This is a genomic window from Pseudoalteromonas sp. BMB (assembly GCF_001709235.1).
Taxonomy (GTDB): domain Bacteria; phylum Pseudomonadota; class Gammaproteobacteria; order Enterobacterales; family Alteromonadaceae; genus Pseudoalteromonas; species Pseudoalteromonas maricaloris.
Window position 1 is genome coordinate 79,909 of record NZ_MBQA01000204.1, and the last position, 24,200, is coordinate 104,108.

Here is a 24,200-nt window from a genome sequence, read left to right on the forward strand (position 1 = left end):
TATAAAGAAAAGTGAGCCCTACTGGACTCACTTTGTTTAGACAACGAGAACTTTACAATATTGACCGAGAGCCAAATTGGTATTACTGTCCGCGAACTGTCACGAACTCGGGATAGGCATCTACGCCACAATCATGTTGATCCATACCGCTTAGCTCTTCTTCTTCGCCAACGCGGATCCCCATGCTCGCTTTCAATACACTCCAGACAATATAAGAAGCAATGAAAACAAAACCTAAAATAGTGATGAGTCCCACAGCCTGACCTTGGAAAGTAGCGTCTGAGTTTGAAAATGGCACCATCATCACACCCAGCGCACCGCATATACCGTGAACAGAGATAGCACCGACAGGATCATCAATTTTTGCCTTATCTAACGCAACGATACTAAACACCACCAATGCACCACCTATGGCACCGAGGATAAGCGCTAGTACAGGTGTTGGAGAGGCAGGCTCTGCGGTAATGGTCACCAGACCTGCTAGTGCACCATTAAGCACCATAGTTAAATCCGCCTTGCCCCACATTAATTTACACACCAACAGCGCAGCAACCGCACCTGCAGCCGCCGCCGCGTTGGTATTTAGCATGATTTGGCTGACCGCGATGGCATTTTCTTTGTCGGCAAGGAACAGTTGAGATCCACCGTTAAAGCCAAACCACCCCATCCACAAAATAAAGGTGCCTAGTGTAGCCAGTGGCATATTGGAACCAGGAATTGGGTAAATCTCACCATTTTTGCCATATTTTCCTTTGCGCGCACCAAGTAACAGAACACCCGCTAGTGCCGCAGCAGCACCGGCACCATGCACAATGGCAGAGCCGGCAAAGTCAACAAAGCCAAGCTCAGATAAGAAACCACCGCCCCACGTCCAATAGCCTTCTAATGGGTAGATAAAACCAGTTAACACCACACAAAATGCTAAAAACGCCCACAACTTCATACGCTCAGCAACAGCGCCCGAGACAATTGACATGGCCGTTGCAACAAATACTACTTGGAAGAAAAAGTCGGATTGCAGTGCATGGTCGGCATCCTTAGCAGAACTGCCAATGAGCGCACCAAGACTTGGTAAAACCCCACCTTCGGCATTATCGACATACATGATGTTGTAACCAATAAGCAAATACATAGTACAAGCAATAGCATACAGTGCGACGTTCTTGGTAAGGATTTCAGTGGTATTTTTTGAGCGTACTAATCCCGCTTCAAGCATAGCGAATCCGGCTGCCATCCACATAACTAAGACGCCAGAGATCAAAAAGTAAAAGGTATTTAATGAAAATTTTAGTTCTATTATTGTATTTTCCATTGCTTGACTCCCCTTAAATGGCTTCTTCATCAAGTTCGCCGGTACGGATCCGAACAACTTGGTCTAAGTCGTAAACAAAGATTTTTCCATCACCAATTTTTCCAGTGAACGCAGCTTTTGTAACCGTTTCCACAACACGCTCGGCGTTTTCGCTTAACGTCGCAATTTCTATTTTTATTTTTGGAATGAAATCGACTTGATATTCTGCACCGCGATACAGTTCGGTATGACCGCGCTGACGCCCAAACCCTTTAACGTCAACAACCGTCATGCCTTCAATCCCCAGATCGGCTAACGCTTCACGTACCTCATCCAGTTTAAATGGTTTTATTATTGCACTTATCATTTTCATGCTGAGTCCCCTTAGGACAGTTGATCCTGTTGTATGCAGTAATCCAACCTTTATGCCAAATTTTTTATTCCTTAATTAACAATGAATTAAAGTGGGAGGTGGAATTTCACGCATAAAAAATGCACCATCTAGGTGCATTGATATTAAGTCTGAACTGAGTTGGTGCATAAACACCCAAATAACGAAAAGCTAATGCGCGATAACGCAATTTCGTTGTTTGTCCTTCGCTTTATAGAGCGCTTTATCAGCTTTGCGCATTACTTCGCTTAGACTCTTTGATTGGCAAGCCGCGAGGCCAATACTGATGGTGCAATAATGCTTACCCTCAGGAATTTTGAATGCTTGCTGCGCAAGGCGCTCTCTAAAGTCTTCTAGCATGTGCTTTGCCATCTTCATATCTGAGCTTGGAATAAGCAAAGCAAACTCTTCCCCACCAATACGTGCGACAATGTAGTGACCAAATACACTACGCAGTAAATCAGCAACTTGTTTCAGTACATCATCACCGCTTTCATGACCATATTGATCATTAATAGATTTAAAATGATCGAGGTCTAACAATGCCAATATATGCTGGCTCGGTTTGTTCTTGATTAAACGCTCTGCTTGCTGACAGAAATAACGGCGATTATAAAGTCCTGTTAAATAGTCGCGATGCGCATATTCTTTGATTTCTGCAATCAAATTGAGCTGCTCCATCGTCTGCATGATGCGGCAATGAAACTCTTCACTCATAAAAGGTTTTGCCAAAAAGTCATTGGCGCCGTATTTGATAAACTTTGCTGACAAGCCATGACTTCCCGCGCCAGACAGACCAATAATCGCCAATTCATCTCGTCCGCGACTATTACGAACGGATTTCACCAACTCAAAGCCATCCATCGTCGGCATCGCAAAGTCTGTCAGCAGTAGCTTAATTTCATGGTCAGATAGCAACATCTCCAATGCCTGTTCGCCATCTTGCGCCTCAAGCACTGTAAATAATTGCTTTTCAAGCATTTGCTTCATTACCGCTCGACTGATCACAGAATCATCGGCGATCAGCGCCTTGCAACCTTGGTTTCTCAACAGTCTAGATGCTAACTTGACCGCGTATAGGTATGAATCACGGTTGTCTTTAATCACATAATCCACCACACCCATTTCAAGCATTTGCTGGCGACTATATTCATCTATTTTTGAGGTCAGCACCACAGTGGGAATTTTGTGGCTGAGCGTGAGCTGCACGACCTCTGCGTCCATCGCATCGGGCAGCGTTAAATCTACCAGCGCCAATGTATATTGGTGCTGTGCTAAGAAGTCCTTACTTTCCTTGAGGGACCAAGCAAAATCGATTTCGACATCTAGATGCTGAGCAGCAAGGTGTCGCAATACCTGTTGTACGACTTTACTGTCTTCAACAATTAAAATTCTTTGCATGGATTGAGATCTCTTAAGTACAACGAGAAGCGCAGTGAAACAAGAATTTAACGGGGCTAAATACTTTATTACTACATAATAAAGTACTAAATATACGCGAATCTTGCACTAAAAAAAACCAAATCGGCTCAAATTCGTTACTTTTCGATAAACGAGGTTACAACAGCCTATTTTTCAAACCTGCCGTTTTTTTTGTTGAGTTTGTCTCAATGGCTTTGAATTTCAGATGAAATACTTCTTTAATGCAGACATACCGACTGCAATACCGAGGAAGCAATGAAAAAACTACTACCACTATTGCTCGTGAGTTGTGCCCTACTCTCAGCGCCAAGCATAGCTGAAGAGCACAATCGCGCAATTGAGATAGATCATAAAATAACAACTGAGCATCGAGCCGAAATAAAAGGTGAACGTATTAACTACACCGCGACAACAGGCACACAGCCGGTGTGGAATGAAAACGGCGACGCAGTTGCAACGTTGCATTACACCTACTATAAGCGCACAAAAATCAAAGATATGAGCAAACGCCCGCTGTTGATCTCATTTAACGGCGGTCCAGGCTCTGCTTCCGTGTGGATGCATATTGCCTATACTGGCCCAAGAGTATTAAAAATTGATGACGAAGGGTATCCACTGCAACCTTACGGCTTGAAAGATAACCCATATTCAGTGCTAGATGTTGCCGATATTGTTTATGTAAACCCAGTCAACACAGGTTATTCTCGCGTACTCAAAAATGCTGAAGGTACATATCCTAGTAAAGCCGAACAAACAAAGATGTTTTTTGGCGTCAACGCGGACGTGAAGTACTTAGCCGAATGGCTCAATACATTTATTCATCGCAATGAGCGTATGCTTTCCCCTAAGTACCTGATTGGTGAGAGCTACGGCACGACTCGAGTGTCAGGTCTTGCACACGCGATGCAAAACAACCAGTGGCTTTACCTCAATGGCGTGGTGTTGGTATCTCCTACGGAAATCGGCATTAAACGAGAAGGTCCGGTTGAAGTGGCAAACCGTTTACCATATTACGCTGCTGCCGCTTGGTACCACAAGGCGTTGTCTTCTGAATTGCAAAATAAAGATTTACTCGAAGTACTTGCAGAGGTTGAACAATATACGGTTGATCAGTATCTTCCCGCACTCGCCAAAGGCGCATTTATCAGTGCCCAAGAAAAGCAAAGTGTGACACAGGCCGTTGCTAAATATAGTGGCTTAAGCGAGCGCTTTGTAGCTCAAAACAACCTAGATATTCCTACTGCGGCATTTTGGAAAGAGCTGTTGCGTGAGCGTGGCTATACGCTTGGTCGGTTGGACTCACGCTATCTTGGTATTGATAAAAGAGACGCCGGTTCTCGCCCTGATTATTGGCCTGAGCTGACCTCTTGGTTGCACTCATTTACCCCTGCGATTAATCATTACTTCGCAACGGAGCTCAACTATAAAACCGATGTAAAATATAATATGTTTGGTTCAGTTTACCCTTGGGATAACAGCGATAATAATGTCGGTGAGCAATTACGATTAGCAATGGCACAAAACCCTTACCTAAACGTGATGATCCAATCTGGCTATTACGATGGCGCAACGAATTACTTTGATGCCAAGTACAATATGTGGCAACTCGATCCGAGCGGAAAAATGCGTGATCGCTTAAGCTTTAAAGGTTACCGCTCCGGACACATGATGTACCTGCGTCATGAAGATTTACAAAAGTCGAACGAAGATCTCCGCGAGTTTATCTTAAAAACAACCCCCAAAGCGGATCAGTCAGCACTTTACTAAATTTCCAACCCATTGTGGCCGCGCAAGCGGTCACTTATCTTAATGCTCACCAGATTGTAAAAATTTCCTTTTATCCTTCTACAGTTACCTATAATCTAGATATACTCAATACTATCTCTCTACAACTTAGGCACGCACCATGAACGAGCAGTTTAAAGTCGTCTTCGTTGGCATGGCCGACGGTAAGGATCAACAAAGCGCCGCTATCGCAATGGCAGACAGGTTGAAAACCTCACCTTCAAAGATCCAGCAATTTTACGCTGGCAAAAACTTGTTTGCTCCTGCAGATAAAGCCAAAGCGCTAAAACAGGTAAAATTACTTGCAAGCGCGGGGATCAATGCCAAGCTGCAAAGCCAAACAGCCGCGACCCCTACCAACGCAGATCAAGAGCGCGTATTTGAAGCGCTGGATTACATCACAAGCAGTCTAATACGCATCGAAGAGCGATTAGAGGAGCTCGAGCAACGCGTAGCACCAACTCCCCATACTAAAATAGAAGATACAACAGACGAAGAATGGGAGACGAAGGAGCTATTTGATGAACTGGACTTTGAGCCTAGCCCTCCGGCTAAATCTAAGACTTGGCTATATTATCTGCTCGCTGTATTAATTATTTTATTTATTCTGCTTGGTGTAAGTTTGTTTTTCCCTGAGTGGCTCGCGTTAGAATGAATAAAACTAATAACAACATAAATAAATCTCAAGTTACTCGTGCTAATTTGAGAAAAACGATTAGAAATGCAAGAAACTCGCTATCAGCAGAGCAACAGAAAACAGCTGCGGCGCATCTCAATATTAATTTTTTTCAACAAATAAACCTCCCAGAAAATGCCAATGTAGGGGTCTATATTCAAAACGATGGCGAACTAGATACATCCCTTTTAATTCAATCGCTTTGGGACAAAAAACACCAGGTTTTCTTACCCGTAATCCACCCCTTCAATCCTGCAAATTTACTCTTCCAGAAGTATGAAAAAAACTCACCCATGAAGGCAAATCGCTATGCTATCTTGGAACCTAAGTTAGATTGTTCAGCTGTGGCACCGCTTGCATCATTGGATTTACTGTTGATGCCTCTGGTTGCTTTTGATGAGCAAGGTAATCGCCTCGGTATGGGCGGTGGGTACTACGATAGAACATTAGCGTTACACTACGCTGAGCAGCGAGCTAAACCAGCACTTGTTGGCCTTGCTCATGATTGCCAGCAAGTTCCAAGCTTACCAACAGCAGCTTGGGATGTACCGCTCCCAACTATCCTCACTCCAACCCAACTATACACTTGGCCAAAAAATAATTGAGCAGGCAAACAGTTAAGCGCATTTTGAGGCGCTTTTGACCATGACGCTGACACTTTGATTGAGTTATACTCCATACAACTTCAATGACAACTAAGTGTAGCGTTATGACTCAAGATGAAATGAAAAAAGCCGCGGCATGGGCAGCTTTGAACTATGTAGAAGAAAACACCATTGTTGGGGTTGGCACAGGCTCAACGGTAAACCACTTTATTGATGCGCTTGGCAGTATCAAGGATCAAATCAAAGGGGCTGTATCGAGCTCTGAAGCTTCAACAGAAAAGCTAAAAGCACTTGGTATTGAAGTTTTCGAGTTAAACGATGTGTCAGAGCTTGCGGTATATGTTGATGGTGCAGATGAAATCAACAGCACCAACGAAATGATAAAAGGCGGTGGCGCAGCACTGACGCGCGAGAAAATCGTTGCAGCTGTTGCCAAGAAATTTGTTTGTATCGTTGATAATACAAAGCATGTTGAGACGCTAGGCGCATTTCCACTACCAGTTGAAGTGATCCCAATGGCGCGTAGCTACGTGGCAAGAGAGTTACTAAAACTAGGTGGCGATCCGGTTTACCGCCAAGGCGTTATCACTGATAACGGCAATGTTATTCTTGATGTGCATGGCCTAGAAATTAGCGCAGCAAAAGCGCTTGAAGAAAAAATTAACCAGATTGTTGGCGTCGTGACTAATGGCTTATTTGCCGTGCGTGGCGCTGACGTTGTAATAACAGGCACTCCAGAAGGGCCTAAAATCAACTAGTGAGATTACAGATGAGCAAGGTTTCGTTATCAAAGGATAAAATTCGAATTTTGTTGTTAGAAGGCGTGCATCAAAGCGCCGTTGAGACGCTAAAGCGCAACGGTTATAGCAACATAGACTACGTTAAAACATCCTTACCAGAGCCTGAGCTGATCGAGCGGATCAAAGACGCTCACTTTGTCGGGATCCGCTCACGTACCCACCTTACAGAAGCAGTATTAGAACAAGCTGAAAAGCTGGTCGCTGTTGGCTGTTTCTGCATCGGCACCAACCAAGTGGATTTGAATGCCGCTAAAAAACGTGGTATCGCCGTATTCAACGCACCATTTTCTAACACCCGCTCTGTGGCTGAGCTCGTCTTGGGTGAAATTCTCTTGTTATTGCGCCGTGTTCCTGAGCGTAACGCAAAGGCGCATCGCGGTGAGTGGGATAAATCTGCCGACGGTTCATACGAAGCTCGTGGTAAAACGCTAGGTATTATTGGTTATGGTCACATTGGCACCCAGCTTGGCATTATGGCTGAGAATATCGGGATGAACGTCGAGTTTTATGACATCGAAGATAAGCTCACGCTCGGCAACGCAACGCAGTTACACACGCTGACGCAATTGCTACAAAGAGCGGACGTGGTCAGTTTGCATGTACCGGAGACATCACAGACCAAAAACCTTATCGGCATGGCTGAAATTGAAGTGATGAAGCAAGGCGCCATCCTAATTAACGCATCACGTGGAACGGTTGTTGATATCGACGCCTTAGCTGAAGCATTAGCGGCCAAGAAGCTTTCCGGCGCTGCTATTGATGTATTCCCCGTTGAGCCAAAATCTAATCATGAAGAATTCGTCTCACCACTACGCGAGTTTGACAATGTGCTGCTAACACCACACGTCGGTGGTTCTACCCAAGAAGCACAAGAAAATATAGGTGTGGAAGTCGCGGGTAAGTTGGCGAAATATTCAGATAACGGTTCAACAGTCACGGCTGTTAACTTCCCAGAGGTTTCTCTACCTGAATTATCAAACCGAAGTCGTTTATTACACGTACACGTAAACCGCCCAGGCGTACTAACGCAAATCAACCAAGCGTTCGCTCAGCACGGTATCAATATTGCGGCGCAATACCTACAAACGGATGAATCTATTGGTTACGTGGTTATCGACGTCGATAGCGACCACTCTGAAGTGGCGTTGAAAGAGTTAAGTGCGGTTGAAGGAACTATTAGAGCACGTATTCTTCACTAATACCAATTGAATTAATTCTCTAATCAATTTGAAGGGTGAAATAGCATATTAGCTTCGTTAAAAATTTCTCATTTAGAACAACTAAATAGCAAAATTTTTGCCTTGCTACTAAAGCTATTTCCCCGCTTCAAGATAGATCATTTACTTAATACAACTGGTATAAGAAGAATCAAGCATAAAAAAACCAGTCACTGTGAAGCGACTGGTTTTTTTGTATCAATCTGGCTTACGCCATGAAATCAACACCTTCTTTGATGTCTTTTTCAAGTGTCGCTAGCATGTCGTCTTTTGCTTTTTGCTCAAACGCGCTTAGCTCACCGTAAGGAAGTAACTTCTCTACACCGTTTTTACCAAGGATAACTGGCTGTGCAAAGAATGTTGCATCGCCTGTGTTACCTTCAACGTATGCGTACTCAAGTACTTCTTCACCTTGTAGACCTTTCACTAGTGAGAAGCAGAAACGTGCTGCTGCTGCACCCATTGAAAGTGTAGCTGAACCGCCACCCGCTTTAGCTTCAACCACTTCAGTACCCGCGTTTTGGATACGAGTCGTTAGTGCAGCAACTTCTTCGTCAGTGAACTCAACACCTTCAACTTGAGAAAGTAGAGGTAGAATTGTAGTACCTGAGTGACCACCAATTACTGGGATCTTAACTTCAGCAACGTCTAGACCTTTAAGCTCTGCGATGAAAGTTTCAGCGCGGATAACGTCAAGCGTTGTTACACCGAATACGCGAGCTGGATCATAAGTACCTGCTTTTTTGAACACTTCAGCAACGATTGGTACCGTGCCATTTACTGGGTTTGTGATGATACCAACAAGTGCTTTAGGGCAGCTTCTAACGATACCTTCAGCAAGTGTCTTGATGATACCTGCGTTAACGTTGAATAGGTCAGCACGGTCCATACCAGGCTTACGAGGCATACCAGCAGGGATAAGCACTACGTCAGCACCAGCAAGAGCTGGGTCTAGGTCGTCTTTACCATAACCCGCTACTTTTACCGCAGTTGGGATGTGAGATAAGTCAACTGCAACACCAGGTACAACAGGTGCAACGTCATAAAGCGCTAACTCAGAGCCAGCTGGAAGACCATTTTTAAGCAATAAAGATAGAGCTTGACCGATACCGCCAGCGGCACCTAATACAGCAACTTTCATTTGAATTCTCCATAATTTGAAGGTGGAATTGAGTGTGCAGTAAAGATAATGAAAAGCGCTGTTAAACACAAATTAATCACGGTTATTTTCGAGATTTTTTGACTAATGTCTTAAATAAAAGTGTAAAGATCGCGACACTTTGTACACTTATGCTTTACGGCTGCCATTTTGATCGCGCAAATTTGGGAATCTCGGCGGTTTTGTGTAGAATTTAAAGATTAGCCGTAAAAGAAGACAGACTATGCAGCCGCAAGAAAAACAAGAAGCACTGATCAAAGCATTTAAAGCCATTTTAAAAGAAGAAAACTTTGGCTCTCAAGGTGAAATTGTTGATGCTCTAAAACAACAAGGGTTTGACAACGTCAGTCAGAGCAAAGTGTCGCGCATGCTGAGCAAGTTTGGTGCTGTGCGTACCCGCAATGCCAAGCAAGAAATGGTTTACTGCTTACCCGCTGAAATGAGCGTGCCAACAGCAAAAAGCCCTTTACGTCAGTTAGTCGTTGATATTATGCACAACGAAATGATGATTATTATTCGAACCAGTCCAGGTGCTGCACAGTTAATTGCGAGACTACTTGACTCATTAGGCACCGCAGACGGCGTATTAGGTACCATCGCTGGCGATGACACGATTTTTATTGCCCCTGCCAAAGTATCTGAAATCGACGTTACTTTAGATAAAGTAAAAACCCTGTTCGATAACGTTTAGTCTATTATTTTTATCGGTGCTAACTCACAGGTTAGCACATACTCTGATACTCTAGCTTCTACGAACACGCTTCCCCACTATCACGATAAACAGAATAAATTGCTTATCTTTACAGCAAAAAACGTTTGACATAATATGTCTAATTGTGGCAACTTTAGAAACGCATGTGAGGTTTTCTCACTACGCATGGATGGTTTTTAAGCTGATTGATTAGCTTCTCGGATTTGTTTCCTACAGTGTCTCCGTCTTACCGGACACGAACGCTATTCGCTTCACTCAATCATCTCACATTCTATGATGCGGAACTCACCGCTTGATAAACACAAAGACACCTTGCGGCGCTGAGTGGACAATTCACTGACTTAACCGCTTAAAAGGAAATACAAGGAACTAGGATCAGCAATGGAATTTTTAAATACTGCATTTACGTTTCCCACTGTTATTTTTTCAACACTATTACTCATAGTGCTGTTGTTCTGGTTAATTGCTTTACTCGGTTTTGCTGATATCGATATCTTAGAAGGCGATGTTGATATTGAAGCCGAAGGCGCAAGTTCTGGTTCTTTTTGGGAAGTCGCTTTTGGCGGCGTCCCTGTCAGTATTTCATTGAGTTTAATCATCGCGCTGGGCTGGATTATCAGTATCTATGTGCAACAGTTTTTTGCTTACCTACTGGGCAATGGCATTTTTTACTACCTGATGGGCACGGTATTTATGCTTGCCAGCCTCATTGCAGCATTACCACTAACCGCCGTCATTGTAAGGCCACTACGACGCTTTTTCGAAAGCCAAGAAACCACATCAAAGCAAGCGCTGGTTGGGCTCGAATGCGTTATTGCAACATCAAGAGTTAGCAACACGTTTGGTCAAGCCAGAGTATATATTCAAGGAACAGAGCAACTCATCGAAGTGCGCTCAGATGAAGATAACACTTTCACACTAGGAGACAGTGCCTTACTTATCGAACATGACACCCTTACACATAGCTACACGATTGTGGCTAAACCTTGGTAATAGTACGAAAAATAACGGAATTTAGGAACGAGTTGGCATAGCTAATACCAACTCAAACAACATAGCGCAACGCAGGAAAAAACATGGAATTTCTAAACAACCTCGGACCGGTGCTCGCAATCGTGGGCATATCCATCGTCATTATTTTTGCCATTCTACTTCTGATTGGAAAGTTCTACCGCAAGGTTGAACAAGGTCAGGCATTGATCATCAACAAGATGAAAAACGAGCCGGATGTTACGACTACGGGCGGCATTGTGCTGCCTGTGATCCATAAAATGGAAGTCATGGATATTTCAACTAACCGCATGGTATTGGAGCGTCGTGAAAATAGCGGCCTGATCTGTAAAGACAATATCCGTGCTGACATCGCCATCACTTTTTACATTCGCGTAAACGAAAATAAAGAAGACATCCTACGCGTTGCGAAACAAGTTGGCTGTGCCCGCGCATCGGCACCAGAAACCTTGCAAGCATTATTTGAGGCAAAATTCTCCGAAGCCTTAAAAACCGTTGGTAAGCGCATGAATTTTGAGGAGCTATTTACACATCGTAATGAGTTCCGAGATTCTATTAAAGAAGTGATTGGACAAGATTTATCTGGCTATACGTTAGAAGATGTGGCAATTGACTATCTTGAACAAACCTCAATCGACAAGTTAGATCCAAATAACATTCTTGACGCTGAGGGTATTCGCCGTATTACCGAAAAGACCTCACGTCAAAACGTGGAAACTAACCAGCTTAAATGTGATGAAAAAGCGCAAATCGACAACCAAAACCAAGCAGCCTTTGAAAAAGCCGCAGAAGTCGAGCGTCAACGAGAAGATGCCAGCGCGAGACAACGCCGTGAAATCGAGTCGGTGCGCGCCCGCGAAGCCGCAGAAGCTGAACGTGTTAAGCATGAAGAGCGCTTAAAAGCCGAAGAAGCACGCCTCAAAGCGGACGAAGCGATCGCAATTGCAGAGCACAATAAACAGCGTGAAATCGATGTTGCAGAGCAAAACCGCCTTCGCTTACTCGGCATCGAAGAAGAAAAAGTCACGCGCTCTCGCCAGATTGAAGTTATCGAACGTGAGCGTGAAATCGAAATTTTACGTATTCAAAAGGCCAAAGCGCTAGAAGTTGAACGTAAAGAGATTGCCGATGTTCAGCGTGAACGGGTTGCCGTTGAGAAAACCGTTGCCGAGGAACAAGAGCGCATCAAAGACGTACAATGTATTGCTGAAGCCGAGCGTGAAAAACAAGCAAAAATTATTCTTGCTCAAGCTGAGGCCGAAGAAGCGTTGGTTAAAGATATTGAAGCGGCTAAAGCTAAAGAGCAAGCTGCCGAATTTAAAGCCCGTGAAATGGAAAAAATGGCCGCAGCAGAATTACGTATTGCGAACCAAACCGCAGAGTCGAAGAAAATTCTTGCCGAGGCTGCCCAAGTTGAAGCGGCAGCACCTGGTCTTGCAGAAGCAGATATCATCAAGGCAAAAGCCGCTGCTAGTGCGATACAAGGCGAAACAGACGCTAAAGTGCTACAGCAAAAACTAGAAGCCGAAGCGCAAGGTAAACGTGATATTGGCCGCGCCGAAGCCGAAGTACAAGCAGCAATGGCTGAAGCGACTAAGAAGCAAAGTGAAGCCGAAGCACAAGGCAAACGTGAAATTGGTTTGGCAGAAGCTGAAGTACAAGCAGCTATGGCTGAGGCAATTGAAAAACAAGGTGAAGCTGAAGCTATCAACCTTGAGCGTAAGATGTCAGCAGAAGCCAAAGGTCTTACAGAGAAGCTGGAAGCACTGAATAAGATGGATAAAGACGCCCGTGAATACGAAGGCTTCACGCTACAGTTAAACCAACAGAAAGAGCTGACGCTTGCGAGTATCGAAGCGAACAAGCAGGTTTCTGCAAGTCAGGCTGAAGTATTAGGTAAAGCACTGAGCGGTGCTGATATCAACTTTATGGGTGGCGATGGCCAGTTCTTTAACCAGTTTATGAATGCCATCACAGTGGGCAAGTCAATTGACGGCTTAGTCGGCGAAAGTAAGACGGTACAAACCGTATTTAAAGATCACCTAAACGGTGAGCGTAATTTGATGGACGACCTAAAAGGGGTATTGGCTGGTGCTAATGCGTCGTCGGAAACGCTAAAAAACATCAACATGAGTAAGTTCTTCCAACAGCTAAGCAATAGCTCAGATGCGGACAAACAGCAGCTACTCAAGTTACTTGGCGGCTCGTTAAATGGCAGTAAACAAAGCGAACCACTAGAGTAATTAACCCTGAGGAGTCAATCTGCTTGGCTCCTCTCCCCCATTTGCGACAGCGCACATAGGAAAGCAAAGAATGACGGAAGCAACGCAACAAGCGCCAGAGCGAACGCTCGAACAAGACTCTTATCAACTGATTAAACGCCGGCTTAGTAACTTTGGCAGTGAACTGAAAAGTCAGATAGATAAACTCAACCAACAGCGTGTTGACACTTTTGGCAGCACCGAGCTTAAAGTGAAAGGTCGAGCAAGAGTTCGTACTGAGCATAACTGCGTACCGCGCGACATCGTGCTGATCGGCGACAAGCTTATCTTTGCTTATAATGTCTTTATGGGGCTTAAACAAAATACCCAAGTCAGCGATGTATTCACCGTACAAAAGCTACACTTGCAAGAAGACCATTACGAAATAGAACCTTACCCGCAAGAAACCAAATTCCTCACAGACCAACGTTTCTTACGGGACTTTGACGAACTATACACGTATTACAAAGACACCCGTCTACAACACCTGTTTGTTAAATCAAACAAGCTTTTTGCACTATTTCAGATTGGCGAAAAGCTCTCTGATGTCCGCGTGTTTCGCTGGCAAATCGCCAAAGACGAAACCTTAGATTATATTGATAACCGAGGAGAGCGTGACCTAGGCGAAGTGGAAAACTTTGACTTTGAATGGCAAAAAACCGATCGCGCCGATCACGTCGAAGGCCGTCACCCACACATTAATGTAAACGACAAAGTGTTTATTGAAGTATCGAGTGGCAAACTCACCGTAAAAATAGAAAACAATACCCAAAGCGGTGAAGGTATTTATCAAGAAGCCGTTGATGACGCCAGTCAATCACTCGCAGATTGCGATTTACGTTTTGCCGAAGTTGGCGAAATGGTGTTGTTAAAATTACTTCCCTACCGAGAAAAACAGTGGCGTTATTTTATTTATAATTGCCGCACCCAGCAGGTATTGCGCCAAGATGCATTGGGTGGTGCCTGTGTTCAATTACCTGAGAACCAGGGAATTATTTTTCCTGGTGGCTATTATTTACAATCTGGGCAAACACGCTATTTTGACGACCAACTGGACGATTTAATATTCCATCGCCAGATAAAATCACCCAATGGTGAAGATGTACTGTATATCTTCTACGAACCAAACGAGGGTCGTTACGCACTTTTCTCTTACAATATTATTGAGAAAAACCTGCAAAATCCCATTTATTGTCATGGCTATGGAATTTATGACAATGGCTTAGCGCTAACCTTTAAAGCAGAGCCTGAGCCTGAGCGCGTGCACCCTATTCAGATCTGGCAGAGCCCATTTTGTGGCAGCGAGTTTGCCGCACAAGCCCCTCGCGCAACCGGCTTGTTTGGCCGGATCGGCAACCCGGATTTAGTACGCGCAATTTCTGATTTATACAGTGTGTTCAAGGCCATTAACGAACAAAGCCCCACGGTCTTTCATTATGAAGATTTAATTGCCCTCACCCGCAGTATCCTAGACCGCTATCATTGGCTTGCCGAAGCGGACTTTGCAGATGTCACAGCAAAACTACATGAAATTTTTGAAACCTCGGAGCAGGTACTAGACGAATTTGAAAAGGTAAGCCAAATTGAGGCCGACGCTCGGCGCGCAGAAGCCGAAATAGAGCAAGCCATGCAAGATGTGCTTCGCGAGGTAAGACCTGATAGCTTTAAAACAGCGGAGCAGTTTGTCCAGAGCTTAGAATCTCTCAAACGCTTAAAAGGCAAAGTGATAAGCCTTGAAGAAGTGAAGTATATCAATCTTGACGCGCTATCTTCTATGCAGCAGCAGATTGATGAGCAAACCTTGAGTTTAAGCCATAAAACCGCGGAGTTTTTGCAGCAAGATAGTGCTTTGGCGCCCTACTACGAGCAGCTAGACTCCTTAGAGCAAGCCAGAGCACAAACAGAGAGTGTCACCGAGCTTAACCGCTTTTTGGCGACCTTGGAAACCTTGAGCGCTGAACTTGATCTGCTCAACCATACCATGCTGGATCTCGACATTGACGATAGCCGCATTCGCACTAAAATTTTGGAAGATGTCAGCGCCATTTATGGTCAAGTAAACCGCGCCAAAGCAGCGTTAGAAATTCAGAAAAAGAGCGTGGGCAGTGTTGAAGCAAAAGCCGAATTTGCGGCTCGTTTTAAGCTTTTCAGCCAAAGTATTACCAGCGGTCTAAGCGCTGCCAAAACCCCTGAGCAATGTGACGACCAACTATCTCGCTTACTTATCCAATTAGAAGAGCTCGAGTCTCAATTTAGTCAGTATGATGAGTTTTTAACGGAGATCTTGGCTAAACGTGATGACGTTTATGAAAGCTTTGAGGCGCACAAACAGCAGCTCATTGACGAAAGGCAGCGCCGCGCGCTGAGCCTAGCAAACGCTGCCGAGCGGATTTTACAGGGGGTAACACGACGCTCGCAAAGTTTTAAAACCTTAGATGACATCAATAGCTATTTTGCCTCCGACCCTATGATTGGCAAGCTTCGCGATTTAACGCAAGAGCTAAAGCGCCTAAGCGATGAAGTGAAGGCGGATGATATTCAAGCCAAACTCAAGGCCTGCAAAGATCAAGCGATCCGCGCTTTGCGAGATAAGCAAGATATTTACATTGATGGTGGCAATACCGTTAAAGTCGGCAAACATGCGTTTAGTTTCAATAAACAAATCCTTGATTTGACTTTGCTACCTCGTGGTGAACAGCTGATGTTACACCTCACTGGCACTGAGTATTTTGATACTATCCCTGACGCCAAGGTCAATCAACAACTCAATGACGCAAGCACGTACTGGCAGCAAAACCTGATCTCAGAAAATCGTCACTTATATCGAAGCGAATACCTTGCAGCTCAAGTATTAGCAGCTGCAGAGCAAGATGGCAACGACTTTAGCCAAGCAGATCTAGAACTTGCCGTTGATGAGGGAAGTTTACTGTCTATCGTACAAAAATTTGCAGAACCTCGATATCAAGAAGGCTATGAAAAAGGCATTCATGATCAAGATGCCAGCCTGATCTTAGCAAATTTACTAAAACAAAAACGACAGCTTGAGTTACTCGTCTACCCTGCCAGCTGTCGAATTGCGGCACAGCTATTTTATACTCAACAAAGCAAGGCTGAGCTAGCTGAATTGGCGTTTCAGGCTATACAAGCAGAGCTGATGGCAACGAAGTTAGATGACCATAGCTTTAGCCAACAGCTAAGCAAAGAATTAAGTGAAAAGATCACAGCATTTTGCCAACAAAATTTATCGAGCTATTTAACCGAGCTACACCGCTTTTCAGGCGAGTTTAGCGCAACTTACTTAATTAAAGCCCTTGCCAAGCAAGTAAAGCCGAGACAATTTGACTTAGCTTCACCTGCAAAACACATCAGCGAGCAGTTTATCTCGATGGCAAAGGCCAAAGGCGTTTGGCAACAACTTGAGGACTCATTAACGCATTTGACCAAACTTGCGGACAAATGCCGCCTGTTAAGCAGCTGGCTGCGTGCCTATGGCAGTAAGCAAAATGAAAGTGCTGAGACCTTACTTGAGGCCGCTAACTGCATTTTGCTTTCCACCCAGTTAGATATCACCTACCAAGTCAAAGAAGCCGAAATAAAAACCGACATTTCAGGTTTAATGGGACAACACCCACGTATCGAGAACCAAGTGCTACACCTAGATTACGCAGACTTTTTTGCCCGTAGTAACGAGTATCTCACAATTCATGTTCCGGCCTACAAACAGTACCAACAATTAAAAGCACAAGTGCTTGAGGCACAAAAGCAGCGCTTGCAATTGGATGAGTTTAAACCCAGACCACTAAGCTCATTTGTACGTAACCAGCTGATTGACAAAGTCTACTTCCCTATTATTGGCGATAACTTAGCAAAACAAATAGGGGCTGCAGGAAACAATAAACGCACCGACTTAATGGGCATGTTGCTGCTTATCTCTCCACCGGGCTATGGTAAAACCACGTTAATAGAGTATGTGGCCAACCGCTTAGGACTCACCTTTGTTAAGGTCAACTGTCCATCCATTGGTCACGACCAAGTTTCTTTAGATCCAGCTCAAGCCATCAACGCGACCGCCGCAAAAGAAATTGAGAAGATCAACCAAAGCTTTGAGATGGGCAATAATGTGATGCTGTACCTTGACGATATTCAGCACACCAACCCCGAATTTTTACAAAAGTTCATCTCGTTATGTGACGGTTCAAGACGCATAGACGGGGTGTGGAATGGCCGCAGCAAAACCTATGATCTGAGAGGCAAAAAATTTGCCGTTGTAATGGCAGGAAACCCCTACACCGAATCCGGTGAATCCTTTAAGATCCCAGATATGCTTGCCAACCGTGCGGATATTTACAACCTCGGTGACACTCTCAGTGGCTGCGAACAAGAATTTGCCATGAGCTTTATTGAAAATACGCTCACTTCCAATGCTGTGCTTGCGCCACTTGCCAATCGTGGTATGGAAGACTTATACAAGCTAGTACGCATTGCCGACGGAGAAGACATCTCCATCAATGAATTGGAATTTAATTACTCTCAAGCGCAAGTGAATGAAATTGTCAGCGTACTGAAAAAGCTGCTCACCATTCGCAACACTGTGCTCAAAGTAAATGCCCAATATATAGCCTCCGCAGCGCAAGATGATAACTATCGAACCGAGCCGCCGTTTAAGCTACAAGGCAGTTACCGTAACATGAATAAGATGGCTGAAAAGGTGGTTGCTGCCATGAATGACAGTGAACTTGAAAATCTAATTCAAGATCACTATCGCGGTGAAGCACAAACGCTTAGCAAAGGCAGCGAAGAAAACTTACTGAAACTGGCTGAATTACGCGGTACCTTAACGGCTGAAGAAGCAACGCGCTGGCATGACATCAAGGCCGAATATGCCCGCCTGCACCGCAATAGCGATGAGGGAAGCCCAGCGCAGCTGGCAGTTGAACAACTAAGCTTTGTCAATAAATCCCTTTCGCAAATCGCCGCTAAACTCGATAAGGAGCAGCTTAGTTTTGATTACAGTGCGCTGTTGCAACAATTGGCTCAGGTGCTTAACGAGCAAGAGTTTGCCACGCAGTTAACTGAGCTACGTGAGGCCTTAACGCAGCAACCTTACGCTACACCGCTAAAGCAATTGATAGCTTCACAGCAACAAGTCGCAGAGGCAATTACTGGACTGCAAAACGCCATCAAACACACAGCGAACAATGAGCAGCTACTCACTAACCTTGGCAAACTCAATGACTTGCTCAGTACCCAAGCGCAAATACAACAAGCATTAGGTCAACAAGGTCAGCAGCAAAATACGCTATTTGAAAACCTGTTTGAGCGTTTAGAAGCGGTGGCACAACCGCATATTCAAGTCGACAATCACATTGATGATAGCAGTGCAAAAGCGCTTGAAGCCGTCACCACTATGCTGGCAAATACCTTGGCAAACTCAAGTGCTGAACAAGTCCAGCAGCAACAGCTAAAAGACATTTTACAAAAGCTGGAGGATATTCAATCAAGACCTGTTGTTAGTAACGGATCACCAGCGAAAAACCCGTATATGTTGTAACGGCAAAAAAACGCTTGCGAAACAAGTCAAAGCCCATGCATGGATGGGCTTTGGAGATGTAAAGTGGCAGATAACTTACTCTGGCATTTTTGCCATCACCGCCAAAAACTCTAGTGAGGGTGCAAAAAACGCGGAACCCATATCGGCACTGGAATAATCCAATATGGGGTCGTATTCATCCCCTTCACCCAATCGACTTCTTAACACCTGCTCAAAAGCATCGCCCTTGGCACTGCAACTTAGCGACAAGCTTCCTTGTTCAAATACATCACCAAATGGCATGCTTTGGTTAAGCAGTAGCGCATTACCATTTAGGTCTTTCAATTCGGTTAATGCCGCATGATTACAGGGGTCGCAATCTTCAATTAGGTCATTGTCTAGGCGTGTACGCCCCATCAATTGCTCTTGCTCAGCGAGCGGCAACGCCTGCCAGCGCAGTAAATCAAACTTCACCCGCTGTACGTGAATATAACTACCAAGGTGGTCGGCTGCATTCGGGTTGTGCACAAGTGCAACTTCCCGTTTGTTGCGCCCTCTAGGGGTGTCTGCGCCATAAATAAAGCCATTAAAATCACGACCATCTAAGAAACGAAATGCGCGCACATGTGCCACCATTTCGACTAGGCCATTTAGCATATGTAGCACACTTTGAGCAAAGATATGATTAACGTCTTCTCGGTCGGAGCGGATCACGTAAAGCAAGTCAAAAGGCTGGGTATGCACGGTGTGCTCAGCCTCAACAATATGTGGAAAGCTTTTCAGCTCTTTAGGAATAAACTCAGGATAAATGTGCGGCCAGTATTGCGCACCCACCGCAACAAAGCTCGACAGCATAGATTCAGAGAATCTATCTTCTAACTCCTCTTGCAAGCGTCCACAATTGGCGAGCGCCGCTCTTAGCGCCTCGTCTTGTCCTTCAAGCACATTGAAGAACAAGTGTAAGCCGTGCAAATTGGCTTCAGCACACACACCTGATTGGGCAAGCGCCATGCTCTACTCCCTGCGTTTATTCATTTGCTATTAAGAAAAGAAATTTACAGCATGTGCCTTAATTTTTAAAGAGATTGGTTGATTTAAGTCGAGCGGTTCATGCGCAGGATGCGGTATGTCGAGCTCTTGTCCCTCTAATGCAACACGATAAATGTACTCTGTTCCCATAAAGCGCTGATTGAGTACTTTAACGCTGCCAAGCTCAGCGTTTTCTAACGTAATGTGCTGTGGCCTCACATACATTTCACCCTTCGCGTCGATATTACCGAGCTCAACGAGAGACTTTACGGCACCAAATTGGGTTTCTACCGACGCGCCATTCACTCGCTGTGCAGGAATATAAATACCCTGACCCAAAAACTCGGCAACCATTTTGCTCTTTGGTCGTTGGAATAATGTTCTCGGCTCGCCCACTTGTGCGATCTTCCCTTTATCCATAATTGCCAACCGATCGGCAAAAGCAAAAGCTTCTTCTTTCGAGTGACTAACAAAAATCGCGGAAACTTGCTGATCTTTGATTATACGGCGAATATCGTTAATTAACTGAAACCGCACTTGAGCATCTATATTTGAAAACGGCTCATCAAGCAGCAACAAATTTGGCTTGTACGCCAGTGCTCGCGCAATTGCGACACGTTGTTGCTGGCCACCTGAAAGCTCGTGTGGAAAGCGGTCGCTATAGTCTTGCAGCTGCACCAAATGGAGCATTTCAGCTACTCGGTCTTGACATTCACGCTTGCTTTTCGAGGTTAAACCAAACGCGACATTTTGCGCCACAGTGAGGTGTGGGAATAGCGCATAGTCTTGAAACATCATGCCTATATTGCGTTTTTGTGGAGGTACAAAAGTGCCATGACCATTCATGGCCTTGCCTAAAATACTCACCGAGCCTTGAAATGGTTCAATCAAGCCCGCTATCGCCTTCAGCGTGGTAGTTTTACCGCAGCCACTGGCACCAAGCAAACAAACAATCTCGTTTTGTTCTACAGTCAGATTTAGGCTATCCACAACGGCTTCACCGTCATAGCGATAAGAGAGATTTTCAAGCACTAAACTATGCATTAACTTCGCTGCTCCATAGAACGGTTTACAACATAAAGCGGAATTAAACCAACCAACACAATAAATAACGCAGAGACAGAAGCCAACTCCAGCTGCTCATCACTCACATATTGAAAAACGTGTGTTGCCAGTGTTTCATAATTAAAGGGTCGTAATAACAATGCCGCTGGAAGTTCTTTCATACACTCAATAAAAACCAGCAGCGCTGCGGTTAAAATGCCGCGACGCAGCAATGGCAAATGTATTGATAACATGGTTTTGAAACGATTGCGACCCAACGAAAAACTTGCCATATCTAGACTTGGACTGATCCGCTGATAACTCGATTCGACCGCGCCTTGCGCAATCGCATAAAATCGTACAACGTAAGCGAAAACCAGCGCAAAAATCGTCCCGCTAAACAGCAAGCCTGGCTCAAATGAGGAGCCTTCAAGCCAAGTATTTAGCTTGTCGTCTAATAAAGTGAGTGGAATAAGTACCGCAATTGCCAGCACCGTGCCCGGTAGCGCATATCCGGTACTTGCAAGCTTGCCCGGTAGCGTAACACGTTTACCACTGCTAACTCGCTGGTTAAACACCACCAGCATGCTCATGATAATTAATACCACGCTCACCCAAAGCGCTACTTTTAAACTTTGCCACGCATACAAGAAAAAGTCGTCATTCCAAGCTTGTTCAAAATAGTCGATGGCGTAATCTGCAAGCACCCATGTAGGCACGATAAAAGCCGCAATAAGAATAAGCCAACAAAAAGCGCTAGCGAGCCAAGCCTGCGCGCCTTTAAGATGATAAAGCGTGGTACTGTTAACACTTGATTGGCGCTCATGCACTACCTGAGTTGGGCGGCTTACTCGCTCCAGTGTTAGGGCTAAAAATAAAAACAGTAGCATAATGCCTGAAATTTTAGCCGCAGCAGTCAGTGAATAATAACCCAACCAAGTATCGTAAACGGCGGTGGTTAGTGTACTCACTGCAAAGTAATGTACGGTTGCAAAATCTGCCATGCTTTCCATGGCGATCAGTGCCAGCCCCGCCACAATCGCACCTCGCGACAAAGGTAAACTTACCTTAAAGAAGCTCTGTGAAGGCGACTTGCCCATTAATTGGCTGGCTTGCACCAGCTTAAACGACTGCTCTCTTAGCGCCGTTCTAAAAATCAAAAACAAATAAGGATAAAGCACCAGTGCAATCATCACGATAGCACCTGACAAAGTGCGAATATCAAAGAACCAATAATCATCTGGAGATTGCCAACCAAACCACTCTCGCAGCGCTATTTGTACAGGCCCTGCATAATCCAGCAAATCGGTATACACATAAGCAATCAAATAGGTTGGCATCGCAAGGGGTAGCATCAACGACCATTCGAAAAAGCGCCGTCCAGGAAATTCACAATACGCGGTTAGCCAGCCAAGTGGTAGCGCGATCAAAGCGCAAAGGATGCATACCCCCACAATCAGCAAAATCGTATTGCGGACATAATCCCACAGAACGGTATCCCAAAGGTGAGCAAAGACTTCAGAGTCAGGTTGTAGCGACTCAAAGATTAAAAACATCAGCGGGACTGATAGGCTAAGCCCTATCAGCCACGCAAAACTCTGCCATTTAGACAGTGAAAATGATAATTGCATTAAAGGTCAAATTTTACCTCATCGATTAGCTTAAGCGCTAACGGACGGTATTTACTGATCTCTGACAATGGTAAGTTGTCTTCCTTAAACTCACCCCAAGATGCCACAAGTTTCGATAACTCGACGCCAGGTTTAACCGGGTATTCCATATTCATCGACGCATACATATTTTGCGCCTTATTGTCGGTCATAAACTCAATGAGTTTCAAGGCATTTTCTGTATTTTTAGCGTGCTTGGTCAAGACAACACCAGAAACGTTGATATGTGAACCACGATCTTGTTGATTTGGGAAGTTGATATATACCGCTTCGGCCCAGGCTTTTTGTTTCTCATCTTCCATCATCTTACCGAAGTAATAGCTGTTTCCGATGGCCAAATCACACAGTCCTTCCTTTACTGCTTTGACTTGTGCACGGTCGTTACCTTGAGGCTTACGAGCTAAGTTTTTCTTCACGCCTTCAAGCCATTCTTTGGTTTTTGCTTCACCATGATGGGCAATCATAGACGCCACTAAACCAAGGTTATAGGGATGTTTACCTGAGCGCGTACATATTTTACCGCGGTATTGTTCATCCGCTAGCGCTTCATACGTAAGCGCATCTAACTTGCCTACACGGTCTTTTGCGGAATATACATTGCGCACACGCTTAGTAAGCGCAACCCACTGACCTTCAGGATCTCTGAAGTTCGCTGGGATATTCTTAGTGACGGTTTCGCTATTAATTGCTTGTGTTAGGTTTTCGTCTTCAAGTTGAATTAGCGCACTGAAGTTTGAAGTGAGTACAAGATCGGCACGGCTATGCTTGCCTTCACGCTTAACACGCTCGATTAAGCCTTTTTTTGCAAAAACCACATTGGTCTTGATACCGGTTTGCTTGGTGAAGTCATCCAAAATAGGTTGGATCAGAAAAGGTTGTCTAAACGAGTAGATATTAACTTCCTCTGCAGCCATTGCTGGTAGGCAAGTAAGCGTTGCCAGTATAGTAACAAGTGCTTTTTTCATAAAGACTCCATTAGGTAAACAATAATTATTATCAACTAATTCTACCTGTAATTGTGCCGTTTTACACCCTGAATATTTGAAACTACGCTCAAGATAAAATTAGCGTTGTAGAAAACGGGAGAATTACCTGTGAGATATATCTCACTTAGCTACCAGAAATTGAGTAAAGACATGCTGAAATAACACTCATAATTAAGATAACCAGTTAAAAAATATAAAGTTATTTATTATTACTAGAAAAAGACGCAAAAAAGATTGAATTTCACTGCTCCCGATTTTTTTTAGTCTGCTTATACTTAACAACATCTCAGGAAGAGAGATAAAGGATACACAGGATACGCTCAGGGCAGGATTTGCTAATGGATAAGCACCCACTTAAAGGAATATAGGGAAAAGCGAACGAGATTGTATGTCACATGGTGTGATTACGTTGAAGGACAGGGATTAAAGGTTCATGATGAACCTAAGGATTGCTTCAGGGGAGAGGCTAAACGTTGAAGGATAACGTTACTGCATTGGATATGCAGGTGGTTAAGGATGAGGAAGGAAGGTACATCGGATGTACTGGTAAAATGTGGCTTAGGAGATGCCAATTGTTGCAATTAACAGCGCAACACCTAGCTTGAAGCAAC

At 44.5% G+C, this 24,200-nt stretch carries 17 protein-coding genes; 9 read left to right on the forward strand and 8 right to left on the reverse strand.

Features of this window, described 5'->3' with window-relative positions:
• Positions 1–82: 82 nt before the first annotated feature.
• The 3 genes from BB427_RS20860 to BB427_RS20870 form a co-directional block, all read right to left on the reverse strand.
• Positions 83–1,312: an ammonium transporter gene (locus tag BB427_RS20860; RefSeq protein ID WP_069023014.1), complete on the reverse strand. Its 1,230-nt coding sequence runs from the start codon at positions 1,310–1,312 to the stop codon at positions 83–85.
• A 13-nt stretch (positions 1,313–1,325) separates the two neighbouring features.
• On the reverse strand, positions 1,326–1,664 hold the full coding sequence (locus BB427_RS20865; protein ID WP_010372259.1) for a P-II family nitrogen regulator: 339 nt from the start codon (positions 1,662–1,664) through the stop codon (positions 1,326–1,328).
• A 189-nt stretch (positions 1,665–1,853) separates the two neighbouring features.
• Positions 1,854–3,083: a GGDEF domain-containing response regulator gene (locus BB427_RS20870; protein ID WP_069023016.1), complete on the reverse strand. Its 1,230-nt coding sequence runs from the start codon at positions 3,081–3,083 to the stop codon at positions 1,854–1,856.
• Between the two features lie 276 nt (positions 3,084–3,359).
• Between BB427_RS20870 and BB427_RS20875 the strand changes: the two genes are divergently transcribed.
• The 5 genes from BB427_RS20875 (at position 3,360) to serA (ending at position 8,169) form a co-directional block, all read left to right on the forward strand.
• On the forward strand, positions 3,360–4,871 hold the full coding sequence (locus BB427_RS20875; protein WP_069023018.1) for a S10 family peptidase: 1,512 nt from the start codon (positions 3,360–3,362) through the stop codon (positions 4,869–4,871).
• Between the two features lie 139 nt (positions 4,872–5,010).
• Positions 5,011–5,544, forward strand: coding sequence for a hypothetical protein (locus tag BB427_RS20880; RefSeq protein ID WP_045987695.1), 534 nt, complete (start codon positions 5,011–5,013; stop codon positions 5,542–5,544).
• The gene (locus BB427_RS20885) at positions 5,541–6,170 is read left to right on the forward strand and encodes a 5-formyltetrahydrofolate cyclo-ligase (RefSeq protein WP_069023020.1); all 630 of its coding nucleotides are present in this window, start codon (positions 5,541–5,543) and stop codon (positions 6,168–6,170) included. The genes BB427_RS20880 and BB427_RS20885 overlap by 4 nt, the downstream gene beginning before the upstream one ends.
• Before the next feature lie 104 nt (positions 6,171–6,274).
• Positions 6,275–6,928 carry a ribose-5-phosphate isomerase RpiA gene (gene rpiA, locus BB427_RS20890; protein ID WP_069023022.1) on the forward strand — a complete coding sequence of 218 codons (654 nt, stop codon included), beginning with the start codon at positions 6,275–6,277 and terminating at the stop codon, positions 6,926–6,928.
• An 11-nt stretch (positions 6,929–6,939) separates the two neighbouring features.
• Positions 6,940–8,169: a phosphoglycerate dehydrogenase gene (serA, locus tag BB427_RS20895; protein WP_069023023.1), complete on the forward strand. Its 1,230-nt coding sequence runs from the start codon at positions 6,940–6,942 to the stop codon at positions 8,167–8,169.
• Between the two features lie 226 nt (positions 8,170–8,395).
• On the opposite strand, the gene mdh is transcribed toward serA, so the two are convergent.
• Positions 8,396–9,328, reverse strand: a complete 933-nt coding sequence (mdh, locus tag BB427_RS20900; protein ID WP_010372282.1) for a malate dehydrogenase — start codon at positions 9,326–9,328, stop codon at positions 8,396–8,398.
• Positions 9,329–9,569: 241 nt separating this feature from the next.
• Between mdh and argR the strand changes: the two genes are divergently transcribed.
• The 4 genes from argR (at position 9,570) to BB427_RS20920 (ending at position 18,881) form a co-directional block, all read left to right on the forward strand.
• A complete protein-coding gene (gene argR / locus BB427_RS20905) occupies positions 9,570–10,037 on the forward strand; it encodes a transcriptional regulator ArgR (protein WP_010372285.1) in 468 nt (155 codons plus the stop codon).
• Positions 10,038–10,439: 402 nt separating this feature from the next.
• Complete coding sequence (locus tag BB427_RS20910) at positions 10,440–11,051, forward strand: OB-fold-containig protein (protein WP_069023025.1); 612 nt, start codon at positions 10,440–10,442, stop codon at positions 11,049–11,051.
• 83 nt (positions 11,052–11,134) lie between these two features.
• Positions 11,135–13,312: an SPFH domain-containing protein gene (locus BB427_RS20915; protein WP_069023027.1), complete on the forward strand. Its 2,178-nt coding sequence runs from the start codon at positions 11,135–11,137 to the stop codon at positions 13,310–13,312.
• A 70-nt stretch (positions 13,313–13,382) separates the two neighbouring features.
• Positions 13,383–18,881: a DNA repair ATPase gene (locus tag BB427_RS20920; RefSeq protein WP_069023029.1), complete on the forward strand. Its 5,499-nt coding sequence runs from the start codon at positions 13,383–13,385 to the stop codon at positions 18,879–18,881.
• 75 nt (positions 18,882–18,956) lie between these two features.
• Here BB427_RS20920 and BB427_RS20925 read toward each other — a convergent pair whose 3' ends face one another.
• From BB427_RS20925 to BB427_RS20940, 4 genes are read right to left on the reverse strand one after another with little or no spacing between them, the layout of a single operon-like run.
• Positions 18,957–19,871 (reverse strand): Dyp-type peroxidase, encoded by a 915-nt coding sequence (locus BB427_RS20925; protein ID WP_069023031.1) that lies wholly within the window; start codon positions 19,869–19,871, stop codon positions 18,957–18,959.
• A 30-nt stretch (positions 19,872–19,901) separates the two neighbouring features.
• Positions 19,902–20,933 (reverse strand): ABC transporter ATP-binding protein, encoded by a 1,032-nt coding sequence (locus tag BB427_RS20930; protein WP_069023033.1) that lies wholly within the window; start codon positions 20,931–20,933, stop codon positions 19,902–19,904.
• On the reverse strand, positions 20,933–22,564 hold the full coding sequence (locus BB427_RS20935; protein ID WP_069023035.1) for an ABC transporter permease: 1,632 nt from the start codon (positions 22,562–22,564) through the stop codon (positions 20,933–20,935). The genes BB427_RS20930 and BB427_RS20935 overlap by 1 nt, the downstream gene beginning before the upstream one ends.
• A complete protein-coding gene (locus BB427_RS20940; protein WP_069023037.1) occupies positions 22,564–23,568 on the reverse strand; it encodes a Fe(3+) ABC transporter substrate-binding protein in 1,005 nt (334 codons plus the stop codon). The genes BB427_RS20935 and BB427_RS20940 overlap by 1 nt, the downstream gene beginning before the upstream one ends.
• Between the last annotated feature and the right edge of the window lie 632 nt (positions 23,569–24,200).

Excerpts from the sequence above, each read along its gene's own strand:
- BB427_RS20860 (WP_069023014.1), bottom strand. The coding sequence starts at position 1,312 with ATGGAAAATACAATAATAGAACTAAAATTTTCATTAAATACCTTTTAC.
- BB427_RS20865 (WP_010372259.1), bottom strand. The coding sequence starts at position 1,664 with ATGAAAATGATAAGTGCAATAATAAAACCATTTAAACTGGATGAGGTA.
- BB427_RS20870 (WP_069023016.1), bottom strand. The coding sequence starts at position 3,083 with ATGCAAAGAATTTTAATTGTTGAAGACAGTAAAGTCGTACAACAGGTA.
- BB427_RS20875 (WP_069023018.1), top strand. The coding sequence starts at position 3,360 with ATGAAAAAACTACTACCACTATTGCTCGTGAGTTGTGCCCTACTCTCA.
- BB427_RS20880 (WP_045987695.1), top strand. The coding sequence starts at position 5,011 with ATGAACGAGCAGTTTAAAGTCGTCTTCGTTGGCATGGCCGACGGTAAG.
- BB427_RS20885 (WP_069023020.1), top strand. The coding sequence starts at position 5,541 with ATGAATAAAACTAATAACAACATAAATAAATCTCAAGTTACTCGTGCT.
- rpiA (WP_069023022.1), top strand. The coding sequence starts at position 6,275 with ATGACTCAAGATGAAATGAAAAAAGCCGCGGCATGGGCAGCTTTGAAC.
- serA (WP_069023023.1), top strand. The coding sequence starts at position 6,940 with ATGAGCAAGGTTTCGTTATCAAAGGATAAAATTCGAATTTTGTTGTTA.
- mdh (WP_010372282.1), bottom strand. The coding sequence starts at position 9,328 with ATGAAAGTTGCTGTATTAGGTGCCGCTGGCGGTATCGGTCAAGCTCTA.
- argR (WP_010372285.1), top strand. The coding sequence starts at position 9,570 with ATGCAGCCGCAAGAAAAACAAGAAGCACTGATCAAAGCATTTAAAGCC.
- BB427_RS20910 (WP_069023025.1), top strand. The coding sequence starts at position 10,440 with ATGGAATTTTTAAATACTGCATTTACGTTTCCCACTGTTATTTTTTCA.
- BB427_RS20915 (WP_069023027.1), top strand. The coding sequence starts at position 11,135 with ATGGAATTTCTAAACAACCTCGGACCGGTGCTCGCAATCGTGGGCATA.
- BB427_RS20920 (WP_069023029.1), top strand. The coding sequence starts at position 13,383 with ATGACGGAAGCAACGCAACAAGCGCCAGAGCGAACGCTCGAACAAGAC.
- BB427_RS20925 (WP_069023031.1), bottom strand. The coding sequence starts at position 19,871 with ATGGCGCTTGCCCAATCAGGTGTGTGTGCTGAAGCCAATTTGCACGGC.
- BB427_RS20930 (WP_069023033.1), bottom strand. The coding sequence starts at position 20,933 with ATGCATAGTTTAGTGCTTGAAAATCTCTCTTATCGCTATGACGGTGAA.
- BB427_RS20935 (WP_069023035.1), bottom strand. The coding sequence starts at position 22,564 with ATGCAATTATCATTTTCACTGTCTAAATGGCAGAGTTTTGCGTGGCTG.
- BB427_RS20940 (WP_069023037.1), bottom strand. The coding sequence starts at position 23,568 with ATGAAAAAAGCACTTGTTACTATACTGGCAACGCTTACTTGCCTACCA.